The following is a 19,803-nucleotide window of genomic DNA, read 5'->3' as shown; positions in this document are numbered from 1 at the left end:
GCGATGGCTAACTTTGCCTACAAGGGACGTGACAGCCAGGGCAACGCCACCAGTGGCGTGGTCGAAGCTGCCAACGAGATGGCGGCCGCCGAACAGCTGATGCGCCGTGGCGTGATGCCGACCGAGCTCAAACCGGGCAAGGCCAAATCCGCTGCCATCGACTGGTCACTGCTGCTGGAAGGGGGCGTCAAGCTGGATGAGCTGGTGATCTTCAGCCGCCAGATGTATGCCCTGACCCGGGCCGGGATCCCGATCCTGCGCGCCATCGCCGGGCTGGAGGAGAGCACTCACAGCAAGCCGCTCAAGCGGGCGCTTCACTCGCTGGGGGAAGATCTCGGCAACGGTCGTCCGCTGTCGAGCTCGATGCAGGCGCACCCCAAGGTATTCAGCAGCCTGTTTGTCGCCATCATCCATGTGGGTGAGAACACAGGTCAGCTGGAAGAGTCCTTTTTGCAGCTCGCGAACTATTTCGAGCTAGAGCTGGAGACCCGCAAGCGGATCAAGACCGCCATGCGCTACCCCAGCTTCGTGATGATCGCCATCGGTATCGCCATGGTGATCCTCAATATCATGGTGATCCCGGTGTTTGCCGGCATGTTCGCCAAATTCGGGGTGGAGTTGCCGCTGGCTACCCGCATTCTGCTCGCCACCTCGCACTTTTTTGTCAACTATTGGTGGCTGCTGCTCGCCATTCTGGCGGGGATGGTGTTCGGTTGGCGTCGCTGGGTCGCCACCACCAAGGGCAAGCTGACCTGGCACCGCTGGCAGCTCAAGTTGCCGATCGTCGGCACCATCATAGAGCGCTCCCTGCTGGCCCGTTTTGCCCGTAGTTTTTCCATGATGCTCAAGGCAGGGGTGCCGCTGAACACGGCGCTGACCCTGGTGGCCGATGCGGTGGATAACGCCTGGATGGCGGGGCGGGTACGGGATATGCGCGCCGGTATCGAGCGGGGCGAGAGCCTGCTTCGCACTGCCAGTAGCAGCGGCCTGTTCACCCCGCTGGTGATGCAGATGATCGCCGTGGGGGAGGAGACAGGTCAGGTCGATGACCTGCTACACGAAGCGGCCGAGTATTACGAGCGGGAGGTGGATTATGACCTCAAGAGTCTCACCGCTCGGATCGAGCCGATCCTGATCGGGATCGTGGCAGTAATGGTGTTGATCCTAGCGCTGGGTATCTTCACCCCCATGTGGGACATGATGCGCGCAGTTCGCGGCAAGTAACTCGGCATCTTCACGCTTGAATGGTGGGACATGATGCGAGCCGTAAGAGGCAAGTGAGCGGTGGAGTCGAGGGCTGGATGAACAGACAGACGCAGCAGGATGATCGCTGGCTGACCGGATATAGGCGGATCGCCGTGATCATCCTGCTGATGGTGATCGTGGCGACCCTGGTGCGCAGCTATCAGGGCCACCGGGAAGAGGTGCAGCAGCTCACCCTCACTTTGCTGGGGGAGCAATTTGCCGAGCGGGCACAGCGTTTGCACGGCATTTGGCTCGATGAGCGGCGCCCGCAGACACTGCATGTCGCCGGCAAGGGGTGGCAGTTTGATGCCCGAGGCTGGCCCCTGGGGCTGGTGCCGCTGCAATCTCCTTCGGAAAATTGCCGTCAGTTGTGGCTGGCACTGATGGGGGAGACGAAGGGGGGCGTGCCTCCCCTGCAGGTTCTGGCCCGCCCCGATGGCAGTGGTTGCGAGATGGGGTGGGATGGTTATTGGCTGGTTTATCAGTTTTCTGACGGGCGGGTGACGAAAAAGCCTTGAATGAAACTAATCATATGACCCAACTACATGATTTTTTTGGGCCTGCATGAAATAATGCGGGGCATTACGGAGGGAGCATGACAATGAAACCAATGGCACCAACAATGCCGGAAAACGGGATGAGAAGACGGTCTGCCGGCTTTTCCCTCATTGAGCTGGTGATCGTTATCGTGATCCTGGGGATCCTGGCGGTGACTGCACTGCCGCGCTTTCTCGATGTGACTGACGAAGCGAAAAAGGCCAGCGTGGAAGGGGTCTCTGGCGGTTTTGCTACCGGCGTTTCACTGGTGCGGGCGCAATGGGAGGCGGAAGGTCGCGCCAAACAGGACAGCCTCAATACTGTGCTCTATGACGGTAGTCGCTTCTATCTGACCACTCCGACCGAGACCCAGATCAGCAATGGCGAGCTGTCGCCCGGCTATCCGATGGATACCGTTGCAAGCGGTAATCCCGATGTGGATCCGGCTAATCTGACCGCCGAACGTTGTCTCAATATTTGGGAGGGGTTACTGCAAAACCCGCCCAAGGCTACGGCCAGCTTCAATGAAGTGCGCGGTAGCGGGAATGACCTGAAATACTATGCCACAGTGAGCAGTAATGGACTGGATTCGGTCTGCCGTTACTATTTGGTCAATAGTTTGAGTAAGGGTAGTGATGGCAAGTATCAGGATCCGCAAGGCAAGACTGATGCATTTATGAGTTTCAGTTACCGCCCGGCGTCCGGTCAGGTGACCACAAATATTAATTAACAGAGGAAAGTGAAATGAAAAAACAGGCGGGTTTTACCCTGATCGAACTGGTTATCGTGATCATCATTCTGGGTATTCTGGCGGTTACCGCTGCACCCAAGTTCCTGAATCTGCAGGATGATGCAAAAACGGCAGCAGCTAGCGGCGTATTGGCCGCCGTGCAGAGCTCTTCTCAACTGGTATACAGCAAAGCCGCGTTGGAAGGGTTGGAAACAGCCTCTTCCGGTGCTGTATCGAGCTCTGATGGCACCACTATTCAAGTTGTGTATGGTTATCCCAAGGCATCTGCAGACGGTATTGAACAAGCTGTGACTATTGATGGTTCCTGGAAAGGCGTGTCAGCTTCTTCTTCCACATTCCGTTTTGCACCAAACGATGCGAAAGAAAAGTCTGATTGTGTTCTTTACACTCAAGCCACCTCTACTACACCCGCTAAAGCGGAATTGGGTAAATTCGACGCAACCAATGCATGTGTTGTAACCCCATAATCCATAATGTTAAAGCGAGGCTTCGGCCTCGCTTTCTCTTTTCCCTGATGAGAACCTCCATGCCTGCAACCAAGGGCTTTACCCTGATTGAACTGGTACTGGTGATCCTGTTACTCGGGATTCTGGCCGCCTTTGCCGTGCCGAAATGGCTGGGCAAAGGCGGCTTTGAAACTCAAACCGTGCGTGACGAGCTGCTGACCCGGCTGCGGCTGGTACAGACCGTCAATATGCATGAGCCAGCCAATCGTTGTACCCAGCTGGTGGTGGCCTCTCCCCGTTTTGCCCACCGTACTTATGCGGCGTGTCCCGCCAGCGATGGTCTGGATACCAATAGTGGCTGGACTCCCCAGTTGGAGACTCGTGGTCGACTGGTTACGCCCTCTGCCGGTATCTCCATCTCCCTAGATAACAACAACCGCTTCGTGCTGCGCTTCGATCAGATGGGCAGACCGCTAGGCAGCTGCGCCACCGGTTGTATATTGCTGGTGAGTGATGGCCGCGAAACCAGCCGCATCAAGATTGAGTCAGAGGGGTTTATTCATGAGATCCCTTAAGCGCGGTTTCACCCTGATTGAGCTGATCGTTGGCATTGTGCTGCTGGCAGTGGCCTTGACCGGCATATTGGGGTTGCTTATCAATCAGGCGCCGCAGGCGGTGGATCCGGTGCAGCAGGTGCGGGCCGCCCAGCTGGCCCAGCGCCTCTCCGGCGAGATCTTGCAAAAGTCGTTTGATGAACATTCGGATCATAACGGTGGTCGTTATCGTTGTGGTGAGCAGGTGGCAGGGGTGACCATTTCTCCCTGCTCCACCAGTTATGGCCCTGATGGTGAGCCCGCATCCTATGCCTATAACGATGTGGATGATTTCGATACCGCAGGTAGCTGGGTGGATGCCAACACCCTGACCCAGACTGCAGCGGGAGTCGGCGGTGAGGAGTATCGCAACTATCAGGTGAAAATTGCGGTGAGCGGAGCCGATTTCAGCGACGGCACCTTCAAGAGTTGTGCCGCACCCTGCTCTGTGGGTAAGCGTATTGATCTGCAGATCAAGCTACCGGATCAGAGCGTGCTCGACTTCTCCTTCTACCGGGGGAACTACTGATGGATCGCTCTGCTGTCGGGGGTTGCCTCTCTACCAGAATATCAGCGCCCCTAGCCAACTCCGGCGCCAGATTACGCCTGGTGGCCAATCGAACCTACCGCAAACCTCGGGGTAACCGTGGCTTTACCCTGGTCGAGCTGGTGATGGTCATCCTGCTGCTCGGGATAATGGCGACCTTTACCAGCCAGTTTATCGGTATCGGTACCCAGATTTATGGCGATGCCAGCAGCCGTGAGCAGCTGATGAGCGATGCCCGCTTCGCCATGGAGCGGCTTAACCGCGAACTGCGCGATGCGGTGCCGGGATCGGAGCGGATCGAGACGACTGGCGGGACATGGGTCGACACCGGCGCCTGTTTGCGGTTCTGGCCCATCAGCACCTCCAGCCGCTATTTGGCGCTTAACCGCGCCATGTCGGGGAGCACGGCCACCCTTGAGCTGGTGATGGCGACCCCGGCTTCTGCTGCCAATCCGCTGGATGTGGATGCCACCGCCGTTAAAAAAGACGATCAGCTGATTGTATTCCCCGTGCCGGACAAAAGTGTCGGTTCGCTTACTGCAGGCTGTGATTATGGCCGCTGCGTAGCCAAGGTCACGGATGTGCTGACGCCCGTATCCGGAGCGCAAACTATCCGCTATACCAGTGCCGAGAGTCTGACTGGCCTCTCTCCCGGCAGCCGGGTCTACTTTGCCAACCAGCAGGTTCGCTACTGTGTGGAAGGAAACACGCTGACCCGTGCCACAGCCCCCATTGGAGCATCCTTACCTGCACAGGGCGTGTTGATGGCGGATTCCCTTCTTATTGGCACCTTCTATCGGGAAACCTCGGCGTTTAACGCCGAAGGGGAGTTTGGTATGCGCTTTGTGTTCGAGCGCAAGGGGGAGTCGGTCACCTTCAACCACAAGATAGAGGTGTTCAATGTGCCCTGATCCACAGGCTTTCGGACGGATGCGAGGCAGTGCCTTGATGATCGCCCTGTTTGTGATTGTGGTGATGGCACTGCTGGCGGCTGCCATGGGCCGTTTTCTGGTCGATAGCGGCGAGAAAAATACGGTGGAGGTGCGCAGCGTGCGTGCCCTGCTGGCCGCCCAGAGCGGGCTGGAAGTAGCACTCTATCGGTTGTTCCCCAAGCGCACGCTTGCCCAACCGAACCCACCTGCGGTCTGCCTGGCAAGCAGCCCACTGAGCTTTGCCAGCAATCCAGGGCTGACCAACTGTCAGGCTGTGGTTCGTTGCGCCACGGTGCCGGTGACCTACAACGGATCTGTGACCAATGGCTATCGTCTCGAGAGTGTCGGCACCTGTGGCAGCTCCGACCTTAACAGTGCCAACCCGGATTTTGCCGTGAGCCGAACCCTGATGGTCGAAGCTTATGATGGAGGAACTCCCTGATGCGCAATTTATGGATCGTCGCAGCCGTGTGGCTATTTAGTGGTACAGCAGGGGCGTTTCAGGTGATTGATACTGCAACCTATTTCCCTGCGGTAACTCAGGGTCATCGTGGGGACACCAATGTTAATTGCAATTCCCTTGGTAATCCTGCGTTGACAATGTATGGCTCCGCCAAGGTGAACGGTACTGCAGGGGCTGCACTCAATTATTGTGCCTCAACCCAGGGCTCCGGGATGCCGTTGGACGCGTGTGACAACGCAGATGGCTCTCGCCGCTTGTGTACTATTACACGAAATACAATTCGTGGATTATCTATTACCGGCGGCAATATCTTTTTCTCAAGTAGTGGTTCAAGTGGGAATTTTACACAGTGCCAAGCTGGGCAGCAGTTGAATGTCGGGAGTGCAACCTCAAACCAATTTAATTCCATCGCATTGAATACCAGCTGTTCGTTAAGTTTCTCCAGTGCAGCTACAGAATATCGGATCAAGTCGCTGGCATTGAACAATGGTGCCAAAGTGATTTTTTCATCTGGTGATTACTGGATTGAATCATTAACGATGAATCAGGGGACAGAAATTCAGATCCAGGGTGAAGTTCGTATTTTTGTCAAAAATACTCTTGAGCTGAATGATGCCATATTGAACGCCTCTGGTGAGGGTTCTCTACTGTTATTTGGTTATGGTGGGATTACTCTGAATGGTGGGAGTCAAATAAATGGTTACGTGTACTCCGATCAAAATTTGACGCTTAACAATTCAGCCATTATTCGTGGCCGTACGACAAGCCGCAGTCTTAATATGACGGATAATTCGGTAATCAATGATCAGACATTCACTCCCATACTTGGGTGTTTTTCAGATAATTTTCCTGGAACTGTGTTGAGTGACAAGTGGGTTGTCAAACGGACTTCTGGTACTTTTGATCCGAAGATTATCAGCGGCCGATTACGGATGACTGAAGCGAGTGGTAACCAGGCTACCTCAGCGACTTATCAGCGTTTATTTCCCGCAGCTAACAACTTGGTTGAAGTTACTTTCCGCTATTACGCTTGGTCACCTCAAACCGGAACAGGAGGGGATGGCTTGGCGGTGATTCTTTCCGATGCGACCGTTACACCTCAACCCGGCAGTTTTGGTGGCGCATTGGGATATGCGCAGCGTGACAACGGTACTCCCGGTTTTGCAGGTGGCTGGCTTGGTGTCGGGCTTGATGAATATGGAAACTTCTCCAATCCCAATGAGGGTAAAGTGGGTGGCCCCGGTGCTCGTGCGCAGGCCATTGCTATAAGAGGAGGGGTTGGTTCCAGTTATCGCTATTTGGCGGGGACGACGGCCAATATTAGCCCCCGAGTCGATGTACGTGGTACTTCTTCGGCCCAGCCCGGCCATCTCTATCGGTTAAGGATTGATTCACGTGTGGCTGGCCGCTCAATGGTCTCGCTGGATAGAAACACTGGCTCCGTATTTAGTACCCTGGTTGCGCCATTCGATGCGATGGCAACCGCTGGGCAGGAGCAGGTTCCTGCAGATTTTTTGCTGTCGCTTACAGGGTCAACCGGAGGTGCCAACAATAACCATGAGCTGGATGATATCCAGATCTGCGCCCTGCGCTCCAACCCGATCGGGGTGCAGATTGATCATTTCCAACTTGATCACTCCGGTCAGCCACTGACCTGCAACCCCGAGACGGTGACGGTCAAGGCGTGCGCCGATGCCGCTTGTAACACGCTTATCACAGACCCGGTTACTGCGACCCTGAGTCTTACCCCTACTTCTGCCAGCAATGGTTGGATTGGTGGCAATACGGTGACCTTTAGCGGCGGTTCGACCAAGGTGCAGTTGCGTAATAACACGACGACTGCAGTTACTATCGGCGTTTCCGGCTCGACTCCGACGACCAAGCCATTCAGTACCACCTTGTGCAAGGCCGGGGCCGGTACGCCCAGTGCGGCAGCCTGTACCCTGAACTTTGCCGATAGCGGCTTCTTCTTCGATGTGCCTGATACTTATTCCAACCAGCCGCAGACGGTGACTATCAAGGCGATCAAAAAGAGCGATGTGACCAAGCTGTGTGTGCCGGGGTTTGCCAGTCAGACCAAGAGCGTCAAGTTCTGGAGCAGCTATATCTCCCCCACCGGTAACCCCTATAACAGCCAGATGAGCGTCAATAGCAGTGCGATTGGTGCCAGTCAGGGGGCTGCAACACCGCTCTCCCTCGCATTTAATGATCAGGGGCAGTCGACCATCACGGTTAATTATCCGGATGCGGGCAAGGTGCAACTGGATGCCCGCTATGATGGTACTGGCAGTGAAGCCGGTCTGGTGATGCTAGGCGCCGATCAGTTTGTGGCACGTCCGGTCGGCCTGTGCATCACGCCCCCGCAAGGGGTCTGCGCGGCTGGTGATAGCAGCTGTCCGGTCTTCAAAAAAGCAGGGGAAACATTCCAGGTGGATATCAAGGCGATGGCCTGGGAGTCGGCCAATGATGGGGATATCTGCGTAGGGAATCAGACTACGCCCAACTTTGCCCTGCCCAATATTGCTCTGGGCAGTACGCTGGTGGCACCCAATCCGGGCACCAATGCAACGCTGGGTACTACCGCCTATAGCCATGTGGCTGCGGCCAACAGTGCCAATAACGTTAGCCAGACCGTGAGCGAGGTGGGAGTGTTCCGAATGACGGCGACGCCACCGGCGGCAAAGCAGCCAGAAGGAAGCACTGTATCTACGGGCTATTTCGGCTATACCATCCCTCCCGCCAGCAGCCTGCCGGTGGGACGTTTTGTCCCTTGGGATTTCAATTTGCTGAGCGGGGTGCTTACTCCTGCTTGCGGGCAGTTCAGCTATATGAGTCAGCCATTCGGGGTCAAGATGACGGTACAGGCTCGTAACAAGAGTGCCGGGGTGACCAAAAACTATGGTGGCGAGTTCGCGAAGGGGCGGCTCTATCTGGTGGCAGGCAATAATCATGATGGGATTGATCGCACAGATCGAGTGGGGAGCATGATGGCCAGCTGGGCATCAGGCGAAGCCAATATTGACAGCCAGAGCCGCTTTGCCCGGCTTTCTGAGCGCGATCCCGGCCTGACTACTCCCGAAGAGCCCTTTAAGTTACTGCGTTTTGGCCTGCAAGTGCTTGATGAGGAGTCACCCTCAGTCACTTTCATGGCTGACGCTGACCTGAATCCTGGCATCAAGAATGGTTGTACCAAAGGGGTTAACTGCAATGCCAAGCAGTTGACGATTCCTACGCGGGTGAATAACACCATGACGGCTTATTATGGCCGCCTGCTGGCTGGCACGGCGGCGGGTCTTGCCTCGGCGCCGCTGGCCATTCCACTGCAGATGCAATATTACGAAGGGGGCAACTGGCTGCAAAACAAGGAAGATCAATGTACCCAGCTCTCTTTGGCCAATCAGGGGTTCACTTTCCTCAATCCGAGTCACACCTTTGATGCGGCGACTCGCGAGCTGAATTTGGGGGCGGGTCGCAAGATCAAGCTGGGGTTGGGTAGTTCTGCACCGGGTGGGGATGCTGCACTGGCGAAAGAAGGGGAGATCCTGTTCCACTTTGCCAAGCCGGACATCTCGGTGCGCATCCCCTACAAGGTCGAATTGGCAAAACAGCCATCATCGCCACTCTGGTTGTCTGACCCAACGAGTGCCAATGACGGCAACCTGCAAGGTGAGGCCATTTTCGGCTCCAGCCGGGGTAATGACAGAATTATTTATCGGCGCGAAGTATTGCATTGAATGATGTGAAAGGGGGGCTGGCTCAACAGCATCCCCCTAAATCCTTGTTTATTAGTGTTTGCAAGCGTGTGCGAGTGAGTGATGACTCGCATTTTTGTCGCGCCTGATTGATTGGCGACAGTTTGAGCGCTTGCCCATTGGGGTGGGCATTGGTAAAGTTAGCCGGTTTTCTGCACCTCCAAATTCTTAGGATTTCCCGTAGCCATGTTCAAAAAGCTCAGAGGCGTCTTTTCCAACGATCTGTCGATCGATTTGGGAACTGCCAACACCCTGATCTATGTAAAAGATCAAGGGATCGTCCTTAACGAACCCTCAGTTGTCGCCATTCGCCAAGAGCGCGGGAACGCCAAATCGGTCGCTGCTGTCGGTCATGCCGCCAAGCAGATGCTGGGCCGTACCCCGGGCAACATTTCCGCAATCCGCCCGATGAAAGACGGCGTGATCGCCGATTTCTACGTGACCGAGAAGATGCTGCAGCACTTCATCAAACAGGTTCACGACAACAACTATTTCCGCCCCAGCCCGCGTGTGCTGGTGTGTGTACCGTGCGGTTCAACCCAGGTTGAGCGTCGCGCCATCAAGGAGTCCGCACTGGGCGCCGGTGCCCGTGAGGTCTACCTGATCGACGAGCCTATGGCTGCTGCCATCGGCGCCGGCCTGCCGGTATCCGAAGCGACCGGTTCCATGGTGGTTGATATCGGTGGTGGTACCACTGAAGTGGCCATCATCTCTCTGAACGGTGTGGTTTACTCCCAGTCAGTCCGTATCGGTGGCGACAAGTTTGACGAAGCGATCATCAGCTACGTCCGTCGCAACTACGGCAGCCTGATCGGTGAAGCGACTGCCGAGCGCATCAAGCACGAGATCGGCTCCGCCTATCCGGGCGAAGAGGTGCGCGAGATTGAAGTCCGTGGCCGCAACCTGGCTGAAGGTGTACCGCGCAGCTTCACTCTCAACTCCAACGAAATCCTGGAAGCGCTGCAAGAGCCGCTGTCCGGTATCGTGGCTGCCGTCATGGTGGCGCTGGAGCAGTCTCCGCCGGAACTGGCTTCCGACATCTCCGAGCGCGGCATGGTGCTGACCGGTGGTGGCGCACTGCTGAAAGATATCGACCGTCTGCTGATGGAAGAGACCGGCATTCCTGTCGTCGTGGCCGAAGATCCCCTCACCTGTGTGGCCCGTGGCGGCGGCAAGGCGCTGGAGCTGATCGATATGCACGGTGGCGATCTGTTCCACTACGAATAAGACCCAAAGCCGGCCAGCGTGCCGGCTCTTTTTTGACGACCCATGAAACCCATTTTTGGTAGAGGCCCTTCGCTTCAGTTACGGTTGTTTCTCGCCGTCATCATCTCCATCGCTGCCATCGTCGCGGATTCCCGCTTCGGTGTGTTTACCCATGTCCGCGTCTACCTCAGTTCGTTAGTCAGTCCCCTGCAATACATGGCCAATGCGCCCGGTACCCTGCTCGACACCATGTCGACCCAGGTGCAGACCCGCGCCGATCTCATCGAGCAGACCAAACAGCAGGAGCAACAGCTGTTTACCCTACGTGCCCGTCTGCTCAAAATGGATCAGCTGGAGCACGAGAACCAGCGGCTGCGTGAGCTGCTCGGCTCGCCGGTGCACAAGGAGTCCCGCAAAATGGTGGCCGAGCTGCTGTCGGTGGATTCCGACCCCTTCAGCCATCAGGTGCTGATCAACAAGGGGGCGCTGGATGGCGTCTACAACGGTCAGGCGGTGATCAACGATCAGGGTGTGATTGGTCAGGTGCTCCACGTGGGCTCCACCACCAGTCGCGTGCTGCTGATCACCGACTCCAGCCACGGTATTCCGGTGCGGGTGCTGCGCAACGACTTGCGCGCCATTGCCTCCGGCAGTGGCGAGCTCGACAAGCTTGAGCTGCGCAACCTGCCGCGCAATACCGATATTCAGGTCGGTGACCTGCTGGTCACCTCGGGTCTGGGTGGCCGTTTCCCGGAAGGTTATCCGGTGGCGACTGTGACTCGCTCCGAGTATGTGGAGGGCAAGCCCTTCGCTCAGGTCGAGGCCAAGCCGCTGGTGGAGCTGGACAGACTGCGTTATCTGCTGCTGCTGTGGACCGACAAGAAGCCTGAAGTACATGATGAGGATGGCGAACGGGCGGCTCCCGCTGCGTCCGCCGCAGGAGCCACCCGCTAATGCTAGAACCCGCCAGCGGCAGGATCTGGATCTGGATCTCGATCTTGCTGGCCTTGAGCCTGTCGATCCTGCCGCTTCCTTTCGAATTTGACCCCTTCCGCCCGGACTGGCTGGCCATGGTGCTCATCTACTGGGCACTGGCTTTGCCGCATCGGACCAACGTCGGCACCGCCTGGGTGGCGGGCCTGCTGCTGGATGTGCTGCTTGGCAGCACCCTCGGCGTGCGGGCGATGGCGATGGCCATTACCACCTATCTGGCGGCCTTCCAGTTCCAGAAGATCCGCAACTTCTCCCTCTGGCAGCAGGCACTGATCATCGGTGGCCTCTCGCTGGTGGGTAAAATGACGGTATTCTGGGCCGAGCATCTGTTCAGCCAGGCCAGTCTCAACTTCTCCTACTTTTGGTCGACGTTGACGACGATGCTAATATGGCCCTGGGTGTTTCTGGTGCTGCGCAAGGTGCGGCGCCGCTTCAATATCAGGTAAATATGAACAAAAACAACGAACCACAACTCTATCTCGCCTCGGCTTCTCCCCGTCGCCGTGAACTGCTGACCCAGATTGGTTACCGCTTCGAGGTGCTGAAACTGGATGTGCCCGAGCAGCGGGAAGAGGGTGAAAAGGCGCAGGATTACGTCTGCCGTCTCGCCCGTGACAAGGCGATGGCGGGCGTGGCGTGTGCGCCGACGGCGTTGCCGGTGCTGGGTGCCGACACCATAGTGGTGCTGGGCGACCGGGTACTGGAGAAACCGTCCGATCTGCTTGATGCCAAAGATATGCTGGAGTCCCTCTCCGGCAAGGTGCATCAGGTGATGACGGCGGTGGCGCTGGCCAGCAAGGATCGTTGTGACGTGCGTCTGGTCACCACCAACGTGGCGTTTCGCAAGCTGGACGAGGCCGAGATCGAGGCCTACTGGCAGACCGGTGAGCCCTGTGACAAGGCCGGGGCTTATGGCATTCAGGGTATTGCCGGCAAGTTTGTCAGCCGCATCGAAGGGAGCTATAGCGCCGTGGTCGGCCTGCCCCTGCTGGAGACAGACTTGCTGATCAAGCATCATCTGGAACAGCTCAAATAATTTCCCGTCAGCTGTGCTCTGCTGCGTTTCTCCCTTGCGCGCGTTGTACCGGATTGGCTCTATAGAATTCAAAACTGGAACAGGCAAGGTTACTTATGTCGGTAGAACTGCTGGTTAACGTTACCCCCTCCGAAACCCGGGTCGCTCTGGTCGAAAACGGTCTGCTGCAGGAAGTGCATGTAGAGCGTCAGGCCAAGCGCGGCATTGTCGGCAATATCTACAAAGGCAAGATCAGCCGGGTGCTGCCCGGCATGCAGGCGGCCTTCGTCGATATCGGCATGGACAAGGCAGCCTTTTTGCACGCCTCTGATATCGTCCCTCACACCGAGTGTGTGGCGGTGAAGGAGAAGGAGCAGTTCCAGGTCGGTAACATCGCCGAGCTGGTGCGTCAGGGGCAGGACATCATGGTGCAGGTGGTGAAAGATCCGCTGGGTACCAAGGGTGCCCGTCTCACTACCGATATCACCCTGCCATCCCGCTATCTGGTCTTTATGCCGGGCAGTGCCCACGTCGGTGTCTCCCAGCGTATCGAATCCGAAGCCGAGCGCGAGCGCCTCAAGCGCACCGTAGCCGGTTATGTGGACGAGCTGGGTGGTTACATCATCCGCACCGCTGCCGAAGGGGTGGGGGAGCAGGAGCTGGAGCAGGATGCTGCCTTCCTGAAACGGCTGTGGCGCAAGATCCTCGAGCGCAAGCAGAAGTATCCCCCCTGCAAGATCCTCTACGAGGATCCCAGTCTGGCATTCCGGGTGGTGCGCGACTTTGTCGGTGCCGAGCTCGACAAGATCCGCGTTGACTCGCGCCAGAGCTTCGATCAGCTCAAGCGCTTCACCGAAGAGTACGTGCCTGAGTTGGCCAGCAAGCTGGAGTATTACCCCGGCGAGTCGCCTATCTTCGATCTCTACGACGTGGAGAACGAGATCCAGCGGGCGCTGGAGCGCAAGGTAGAGCTGAAATCCGGCGGCTACCTCATCATCGACCAGACCGAAGCCATGACCACGGTGGATATCAACACCGGCGCCTTTGTCGGCCATCGCAATCTGGAAGAGACCATCTTCAACACCAACGTCGAGGCAACGGCGGCCATCGCCCGTCATCTGCGCCTGCGCAACCTCGGCGGCATCATCATCATCGACTTCATCGACATGCAGTCGGAGGATCACCGCCGTCGGGTGCTGCACAGCCTGGAGCAGGCGTTGTCAAAGGATCGTGCCAAGACCAACGTCAATGGCTTCTCCCAGCTCGGTCTGGTGGAGATGACCCGCAAGCGCACCCGCGAGAGTCTGGAGCATGTGCTCTGCTCCGAGTGCCCCGAGTGCAAGGGACGTGGCCGGGTCAAGACGGTGGAGTCGGTCTGCTTCGAGATCCTGCGGGAGATCATCCGGGTCAATCGCGCCTACGATGCGGATCAGTTCACCGTCTACGCAGCCCCGGCCGTGGCCGACTACCTCCATGGCGAGGAGTCCCACAGTCTGGCTGAGCTGGAAGTGTTCATCGGCAAGCAGGTGCGGGTAGTGAGCGAACCCCTCTGTGGTCAGGAGCAGTTCGACGTGGTGATGATGTAATTGGTCTATCGCTGGCTGAGTCGGGGCTGGTTGGCCCTGGGGGTCCTGTTCGTACTGATGGCCATGCTGGTCACCTTGGTACGGGTCGGGGGCCCTTTGCTGAATCAATACCGGGAGAGTCTGATCCACACTCTGCTGGGTGATTCACAACTCAAGGTCAGCGTGGAGCAAGTGGGGCTGGACTGGACACAATCCGGGCCTGCGCTTGAACTGCAGCAACTCGCCATCGCCCCGGATTCGGGGCGTTTTGCCGTACGGCTCGGCAAAGCCTGGGTGCATCTCGACTTCTGGCGCACCATTAACGAGCTCAAGCCGGTATTTGGCGAGCTGATCCTGAGCGATGGCGATATCACCATCGACTTGCGCCAACCGGCTGACGAGAGCCCCTCCGGCGATCCCCAGCAGGGCGCCCTGCTGCGCTTTCTGCTGACCCAGCTCTCTACCTTCGATGTGCACAACACCCGTCTCAGCGTCACCACTTCCCTCGGTGATCTGCGGGCGCTCGACATTGCCCAGTTGCGCTGGCAGAACCGTGGCAAGCGCCATCAGGGGGTCGGCAAGGCCTATCTCATCAACGGGGTGGGCGAGAGCACCCTCGATCTGATTCTGGATGTGGACGCCCCGACTGCCCGGCTCGATCGCCTCAAGGGGCAACTCTATCTGGGGGCCCGCCAGCTCGATATCACCCCGACCCTGGCCAAGATCCATGCGGGCGAACCCAAGGTTGCCGGTCAGCTCGACTTCCAGCTCTGGAGCGAGTTTGACAGCGGCAAGCTGGGCAATACCCTGCTGGCGTTTGGCAACAACTACCTGATCTGGAAGGATCCCAAGAAAGGGGAGATGCACCGTTTCGGTCTCGATGGTGGCAAGATCCAGCTGCGCCGTGAGGGCTCCGACTGGCAACTGGCGAGCCATAACGTCACCTTCAAGTTGGATGGCAAACCCTGGTTGCAGAGCCGCTTGCAACTGGAACGGATCGGGGATCGGGTGCAGGGCTACCTGCCCAGCATAGAGTTCGACAAGATCACCCAGATCAGTCAGCTGGTCTCGGCGCTCTACCCCACACTCTGCGAGACCCTGCGCCAGAGCAATCCGCAGGGGTCGGTGCAGGAGCTGACGCTGCTGGCCAATGCCGACTGGCAGGAGCTTTCCCTCAGTGGCCGCTTCAGCAAGGTGCGTCTCAAGGCCTGGCAGGATATACCCGGGATGCAGGATCTCAACGGCGAGTTCTGGCTTACCCCGACCGGCGGTAGCGCCAGATTGGCGCTGGCGAACGACAAGGTGGATCCCGCCCGTCACTTCAAGGAGCCGATCCCGGTCGACCACTTCTCGGCCCGCCTCGACTGGTGGCGCGAGGAACAGGGCTGGGTGCTCTACGGGCAGGATATCGCGCTGGATAACCCGGATCTGACCCTGGCCAGCCGTTTCCGCCTCGATCTGTTCGAGCAGCCTTTCCTGGCCCTGACCGGCCGCATCGATGTGAAGAATGCGGGCCATGCGGATCGCTACTTCCCGCTGCAGGCGATGGACAAGGGGCTGGTGGATTACCTGAGCGGCGCCATCAAGGGGGGCAAGGCCAAGGGGGCCGACCTGCTCTGGTATGGCGAGTTCAGGGACTTCCCCTACGACAACGGCAAGGGCATCTTCCAGGTGGCGGTGCCGCTGGAGCAGGCCACCTACGAGTTCTTCCCCGGTTGGCAACCGCTCACCGACCTGCAGATCGACCTGTTGTTCCAGAATGCCGGCCTCGATATGCGCAGCCGATCCACCAAACTCGGCAAGGCGAGCTCCGACTCGGTACATGCCTGGATCCCGGATCTCTCCCCCGGCGCCCACCTCTATGTGGATGCCAAGGTGCAGGGGGAGGGCAAGGCCATCAGCGACTACCTGCAGGACTCCCCGCTGGGTAGTTCGGTAGGTCAGGCGCTGCGGGAGATCGAGATCCGCGGCCCGATGGCAGGATCGGTCAAGCTCGATATTCCTCTCGATGGCGAGAGCGAGGTCAAGGCGAGTGGCGATGCCACCTTCAGCAACAACAAGGTGCGGGTCGCCAGTCTGGATCTGCCGCTGGAGAAGGTGCAGGGGCGCCTCGAATATGACAACGAACAGACCCGTTTCAACAACCTCAAGGCGAGCCTGTGGAACCAGCCGTTGACCCTCGACTATCAGGGGCGCCAGCATCCGGATCACTATCAGGTCGACCTCGATTTCAAGGGGCAGTGGGATAGCCGCCGCCAACCCGCCGCCATCTCCTCGTACGGTATCCTCAACGGCCGCAGCAACTGGGGCGGCAAGCTCGGGTTGACCCTGCCCGACAGCAAGCCGTTCAGCTTCCAGCTGGCGCTCGACTCCAACCTGCAGGGGATGGGGCTGGATCTGCCGCTGCCACTGGCCAAGAACAGTGCCAGCCGGCTGCCGCTCAAGGTTATCGCCCGTGGCCGGGATGGCAGCGCCGACATTCGTGCCGTGCTGGGGGCCGATGTGGATATGCAGACCCGACTGGTCTACGGCGAAGGGGTGCCTTATCTCAGTAGGGTGCGGGTCGATATAGGCCAGCCGGGCGCCCGGGTAATGCGCGATGCCCCCATGCTGCTTGCCATCAACCAGCAGGAGGCCGATGTCGGTGGCTGGCTGGCGCGACTTAAACAATGGCTGCCGGCGCAGAATCAGACCGGCAACGCGGTGGTCGGCCCCGCCTTCCTGCCACAGGAGTGGTGGGTGGATGGACAGCTGGCCCGCGCCTATATCGGCAGCGCCACCCTCAAGGCGGCGCGTTTCACCGTGGGGCCGACCAATCAGGCTACCGAAGTGATGATCGACAGCCCCGATGTGATGGGGGTGATCCGCCTGCCCGCAGTGGCCAATCGCCCGGTGGATGCCAAGTTTGCCCGCATCTACTGGTCTGGCAAGAGTTCGGATCTCAGCCCGGATCCCGATGCCAAGCAGGACAACGCCATCATGGCCTCCATCCCCTGGTTGAAGGTGAGCTGTGTCGATTGCCGCTTTGGTGAGCTACCTCTTGGTGAAGTGAAAGGGGAGCTGGTGCCCGGCGCCAACAAGGTGACCCTCAAGGGGCTGGATGTGCGGCTGGCGGGGAGTCAGCTCACCTGCAGCGTCGACTGGCTGGCCGATGGCAACCGGATGCAGACCCGTGCCCGTGGCAAGCTGACCAGCAACAACAGCGAGCTGCTGCTCAAGCGGCTCGGCTACACCTCGCCCATCGGCGATGCTCCCGGCTCCCTCGCTTTTGATCTGAACTGGCAGGATGTGCCCTATCGCCCGAGCCTGCCGACTCTGGGGGGAAGTGCCAACTATCAGCTGGAGGGTGGCACCCTGCGGGAGGTCAACGACAAGGGGGCGCGGCTGCTCTCCCTGCTCAGTCTCGACTCCCTGCTGCGCAAGCTGCGGCTCGATTTTCGCGATGTGTTCGACAAGGGCTTCTACTTCGAATCCATGTCCGCCTCTGCCACCATCAAGCAGGGGCAGGTCAGCAACGATGATTTCTATATGAAGGGGGCGGCAGGCAACCTGCGCGGCGAGGGGATCGCCGATCTGGTGCGCTGGCGGCTCGACTACGAGCTGAGCTTCTCTCCCAATCTGGGGGGCACCCTGCCGGTGGTGGCGGCCTTCTCCATCACGCCGGTCACGGGTCTCTATGTGCTGGCCCTCTCCAAACTGCTGGAGCCGGTGGTGGATGTGGTGACCCGCATCGATTTTCGCATCTCGGGCCCGCTCGACGCACCCAAGCTGATCGAGGCGGGGCGAGATCGCGCGCGCATCAAGCTCAACCAGCAGCAGAAAGATGCTGTTGACGCCGTTGCTCCCAGCCTGCCGACGCAAGAGGTGACCCCTTTCCTGCTGAGCCCCAAACACGCAGGGCCCGCTCAGCGCTGAACGAGCGGCCCGGCACCATCACAAGGAGTGAGCCATGATCCGACATATCCTGCTGATCGCCTTCAAGCCGGGCACCCAGCCTGCCCAGATAGATACGGTGCGTAACGCTTTTCTCGCCATTCCCCATCAGGTTAGCGGCGTGACCGCCGTGGAGTGGGGGAAGAATGATAGCCCGGAGGGGAGGGATGATGGCTTTACCCACAGCGTGCTGATGACCTTCGCCGACGAAGCAGCCCGCCAGCGTTATCTGCCCCATCCTGATCACGATGCCCTCAAGGCCATCTTCCGTCCGGTGCTGGAGCGAATTATTGTACTGGATTACACCCTGCAGGCGGGGGATCGGGTTGTGCCAGAGGGGCCGTTATGATGGTGGATGAGCACTGGGCTGCCATCCCGCCACTGCAGCGCGCACTGCTGGAATCGGTTATGAAACATGGCGCAGCTCATCCTGCGATTGATGCCGGGGTAGTGGTTGGGTCGCTCGCCAAGGGCAAGGCAGACCGGGTATCCGACGTCGATCTCTTGCTGCTGGCCGAGCCGGGCTTCCATAAGCAGGGAGACGAACTGGTGCGCACCATTGTGGGGGATCGGCCCATCTTTCACTGCTGGCAAGGAAGACATGAAGAGGTCTGTTCATACTGGCGCTTCATCTTCCTCGATATGTCCAGCATCGAGATCCATATCCTTGATCGGGGGGCTGAGTTCCCCCTTGCCAAACCTTACTTGCCACTGTTCGATAAAACTTCCTCCCTTGGTGCGCTTGAGGTATCTGGCCCCGTCCCAAGCCATTGGAACTTTCCTGCCTATATGGCCGAAGGGGATGGTCTGGTGTGGGAGTTGTTCGATTGCCTCAAATGGGCGGAGCGGGGGCAGCGGGGATTGGTCCGGCATCATCTTCGCAAGCTGCTGGCCGAGATGGATAAAGACCCGAATATTGTGGATCGCGATTAACGCGGACAAGGAGAACGTCATGTGGTTAGCCGCAATACAGCTGGTATCTGGCCGTCACTGGCAGGATAACCGGGAGCAGATCGCCGCCGAACTGGCGGCCTTGCCCAAAGAGCGGCCGCTGCTGGTGCTGCTGCCGGAGAACTTCGCCCTGTTTGGCGAACGGCAGGGTTATCTGGATGGGGCCGAGGCCATAGGTGAGGGCCCGATCCAGCAGCAACTGGCTGAATGGGCCCGCGATTATGGCATCTGGCTGGTGGCCGGGGCTATGCCGACGACTATCGCAGGTTTCGACCATATCCACACCAGCTCGCTGGTGTTTGACCCAAGCGGTGAGCTCAGGGGCCACTACCACAAGATCCACCTGTTCGACGTGGATGTGGCGGACAATCACGGTCGCTATCGGGAGTCGGAGACCTTCAGCCCGGGGGAGGCGCCTGTGGTGGTGGAATCCCCCTTTGGTCCCCTCGGCCTCTCGATCTGTTATGATTTGCGCTTTCCCGAGCTTTACCGCCAGTTGGCCCGTGCCGGTGCCCGCGTGCTGCTGGTGCCTGCCGCCTTTACCGCCGTGACCGGCGAGGCGCACTGGGAGCCGCTGCTGCGGGCTCGCGCCATCGAAAACCAGTGCTACGTAGTTGCTGCCAATCAGGGCGGCACCCACGAAACGGGGCGCCAGACCTGGGGCCACAGCATGGTGATCGATCCTTGGGGCCGGGTGCTGGCGAGCAAAGAGTCCGGGGGCGGCACAGTGCTGGCGCAGATGGATGCCGAGCTTATCGATGAATTGCAGCGCACCATGCCGGTGCTGAGGCATGCCCGGTTGCTGTGATCCCGGGGTGTTGATTGACGTAGGGTGCAACAAGCGAAGCGCATTGCACCTGTGCCGATCTTGGGG

The 19,803-nt window shown here is 58.7% G+C and carries 18 protein-coding genes; all 18 read left to right on the top strand.

The window, feature by feature from the left end; translation table 11 throughout:
* Positions 1-3 precede the first annotated feature (3 nt).
* The 18 genes from AB5Y99_RS10165 (at position 4) to AB5Y99_RS10080 (ending at position 19,737) form a co-directional block, all read left to right on the top strand.
* Complete coding sequence (locus AB5Y99_RS10165; protein ID WP_111900319.1) at positions 4-1,224, top strand: type II secretion system F family protein; 1,221 nt, start codon at positions 4-6, stop codon at positions 1,222-1,224.
* Between the two features lie 77 nt (positions 1,225-1,301).
* A complete protein-coding gene (locus AB5Y99_RS10160) occupies positions 1,302-1,763 on the top strand; it encodes a hypothetical protein (RefSeq protein WP_368209640.1) in 462 nt (153 codons plus the stop codon).
* Positions 1,764-1,840: 77 nt separating this feature from the next.
* Positions 1,841-2,512, top strand: coding sequence for a prepilin-type N-terminal cleavage/methylation domain-containing protein (locus AB5Y99_RS10155; protein WP_123173923.1), 672 nt, complete (start codon positions 1,841-1,843; stop codon positions 2,510-2,512).
* Positions 2,513-2,526: 14 nt separating this feature from the next.
* A complete protein-coding gene (locus AB5Y99_RS10150; RefSeq protein WP_100654690.1) occupies positions 2,527-3,000 on the top strand; it encodes a prepilin-type N-terminal cleavage/methylation domain-containing protein in 474 nt (157 codons plus the stop codon).
* Positions 3,001-3,059: 59 nt separating this feature from the next.
* Positions 3,060-3,554 (top strand): prepilin-type N-terminal cleavage/methylation domain-containing protein, encoded by a 495-nt coding sequence (locus AB5Y99_RS10145; RefSeq protein WP_368209639.1) that lies wholly within the window; start codon positions 3,060-3,062, stop codon positions 3,552-3,554.
* Entirely contained in the window at positions 3,541-4,101 is a 561-nt protein-coding gene (locus AB5Y99_RS10140) for a prepilin-type N-terminal cleavage/methylation domain-containing protein (RefSeq protein ID WP_206875943.1), read from the top strand. The genes AB5Y99_RS10145 and AB5Y99_RS10140 overlap by 14 nt, the downstream gene beginning before the upstream one ends.
* Positions 4,101-5,030 (top strand): PilW family protein, encoded by a 930-nt coding sequence (locus tag AB5Y99_RS10135; protein WP_368209637.1) that lies wholly within the window; start codon positions 4,101-4,103, stop codon positions 5,028-5,030. Before AB5Y99_RS10140 ends, AB5Y99_RS10135 begins: the two co-directional genes overlap by 1 nt.
* Before the next feature lie 37 nt (positions 5,031-5,067).
* The gene (locus tag AB5Y99_RS10130) at positions 5,068-5,493 is read left to right on the top strand and encodes an MSHA biogenesis protein MshP (protein ID WP_103422546.1); all 426 of its coding nucleotides are present in this window, start codon (positions 5,068-5,070) and stop codon (positions 5,491-5,493) included.
* Complete coding sequence (locus tag AB5Y99_RS10125) at positions 5,493-9,248, top strand: DUF6701 domain-containing protein (protein WP_368209635.1); 3,756 nt, start codon at positions 5,493-5,495, stop codon at positions 9,246-9,248. Before AB5Y99_RS10130 ends, AB5Y99_RS10125 begins: the two co-directional genes overlap by 1 nt.
* Before the next feature lie 204 nt (positions 9,249-9,452).
* The gene (locus tag AB5Y99_RS10120; RefSeq protein WP_005340051.1) at positions 9,453-10,493 is read left to right on the top strand and encodes a rod shape-determining protein; all 1,041 of its coding nucleotides are present in this window, start codon (positions 9,453-9,455) and stop codon (positions 10,491-10,493) included.
* A 42-nt stretch (positions 10,494-10,535) separates the two neighbouring features.
* Positions 10,536-11,426, top strand: a complete 891-nt coding sequence (gene mreC, locus AB5Y99_RS10115; RefSeq protein WP_005340053.1) for a rod shape-determining protein MreC — start codon at positions 10,536-10,538, stop codon at positions 11,424-11,426.
* Positions 11,426-11,911 carry a rod shape-determining protein MreD gene (gene mreD / locus AB5Y99_RS10110; RefSeq protein WP_005340054.1) on the top strand — a complete coding sequence of 162 codons (486 nt, stop codon included), beginning with the start codon at positions 11,426-11,428 and terminating at the stop codon, positions 11,909-11,911. Before mreC ends, mreD begins: the two co-directional genes overlap by 1 nt.
* 2 nt (positions 11,912-11,913) lie before the next feature.
* Complete coding sequence (locus AB5Y99_RS10105) at positions 11,914-12,501, top strand: nucleoside triphosphate pyrophosphatase (RefSeq protein WP_005340055.1); 588 nt, start codon at positions 11,914-11,916, stop codon at positions 12,499-12,501.
* 95 nt (positions 12,502-12,596) lie between these two features.
* Entirely contained in the window at positions 12,597-14,066 is a 1,470-nt protein-coding gene (rng, locus tag AB5Y99_RS10100) for a ribonuclease G (protein ID WP_005340056.1), read from the top strand.
* Positions 14,067-17,960, top strand: coding sequence for a YhdP family protein (locus tag AB5Y99_RS10095; protein WP_368209634.1), 3,894 nt, complete (start codon positions 14,067-14,069; stop codon positions 17,958-17,960).
* A gap of 34 nt (positions 17,961-17,994) precedes the next feature.
* Positions 17,995-18,327 (top strand): Dabb family protein, encoded by a 333-nt coding sequence (locus AB5Y99_RS10090; protein ID WP_323893683.1) that lies wholly within the window; start codon positions 17,995-17,997, stop codon positions 18,325-18,327.
* Positions 18,324-18,911, top strand: coding sequence for a nucleotidyltransferase domain-containing protein (locus tag AB5Y99_RS10085; protein WP_323893681.1), 588 nt, complete (start codon positions 18,324-18,326; stop codon positions 18,909-18,911). Before AB5Y99_RS10090 ends, AB5Y99_RS10085 begins: the two co-directional genes overlap by 4 nt.
* A 19-nt stretch (positions 18,912-18,930) precedes the next feature.
* A complete protein-coding gene (locus AB5Y99_RS10080) occupies positions 18,931-19,737 on the top strand; it encodes a carbon-nitrogen hydrolase family protein (protein ID WP_323893679.1) in 807 nt (268 codons plus the stop codon).
* Positions 19,738-19,803 lie beyond the last annotated feature (66 nt).

The sequence above is a fragment of the Aeromonas sp. R4-2 genome (genome assembly GCF_040908295.1).
GTDB classification, from domain to species: domain Bacteria; phylum Pseudomonadota; class Gammaproteobacteria; order Enterobacterales; family Aeromonadaceae; genus Aeromonas; species Aeromonas veronii.
Note: the sequence above shows the minus strand (reverse complement) of the source record. Positions and strands in the feature narration are given on the sequence as shown.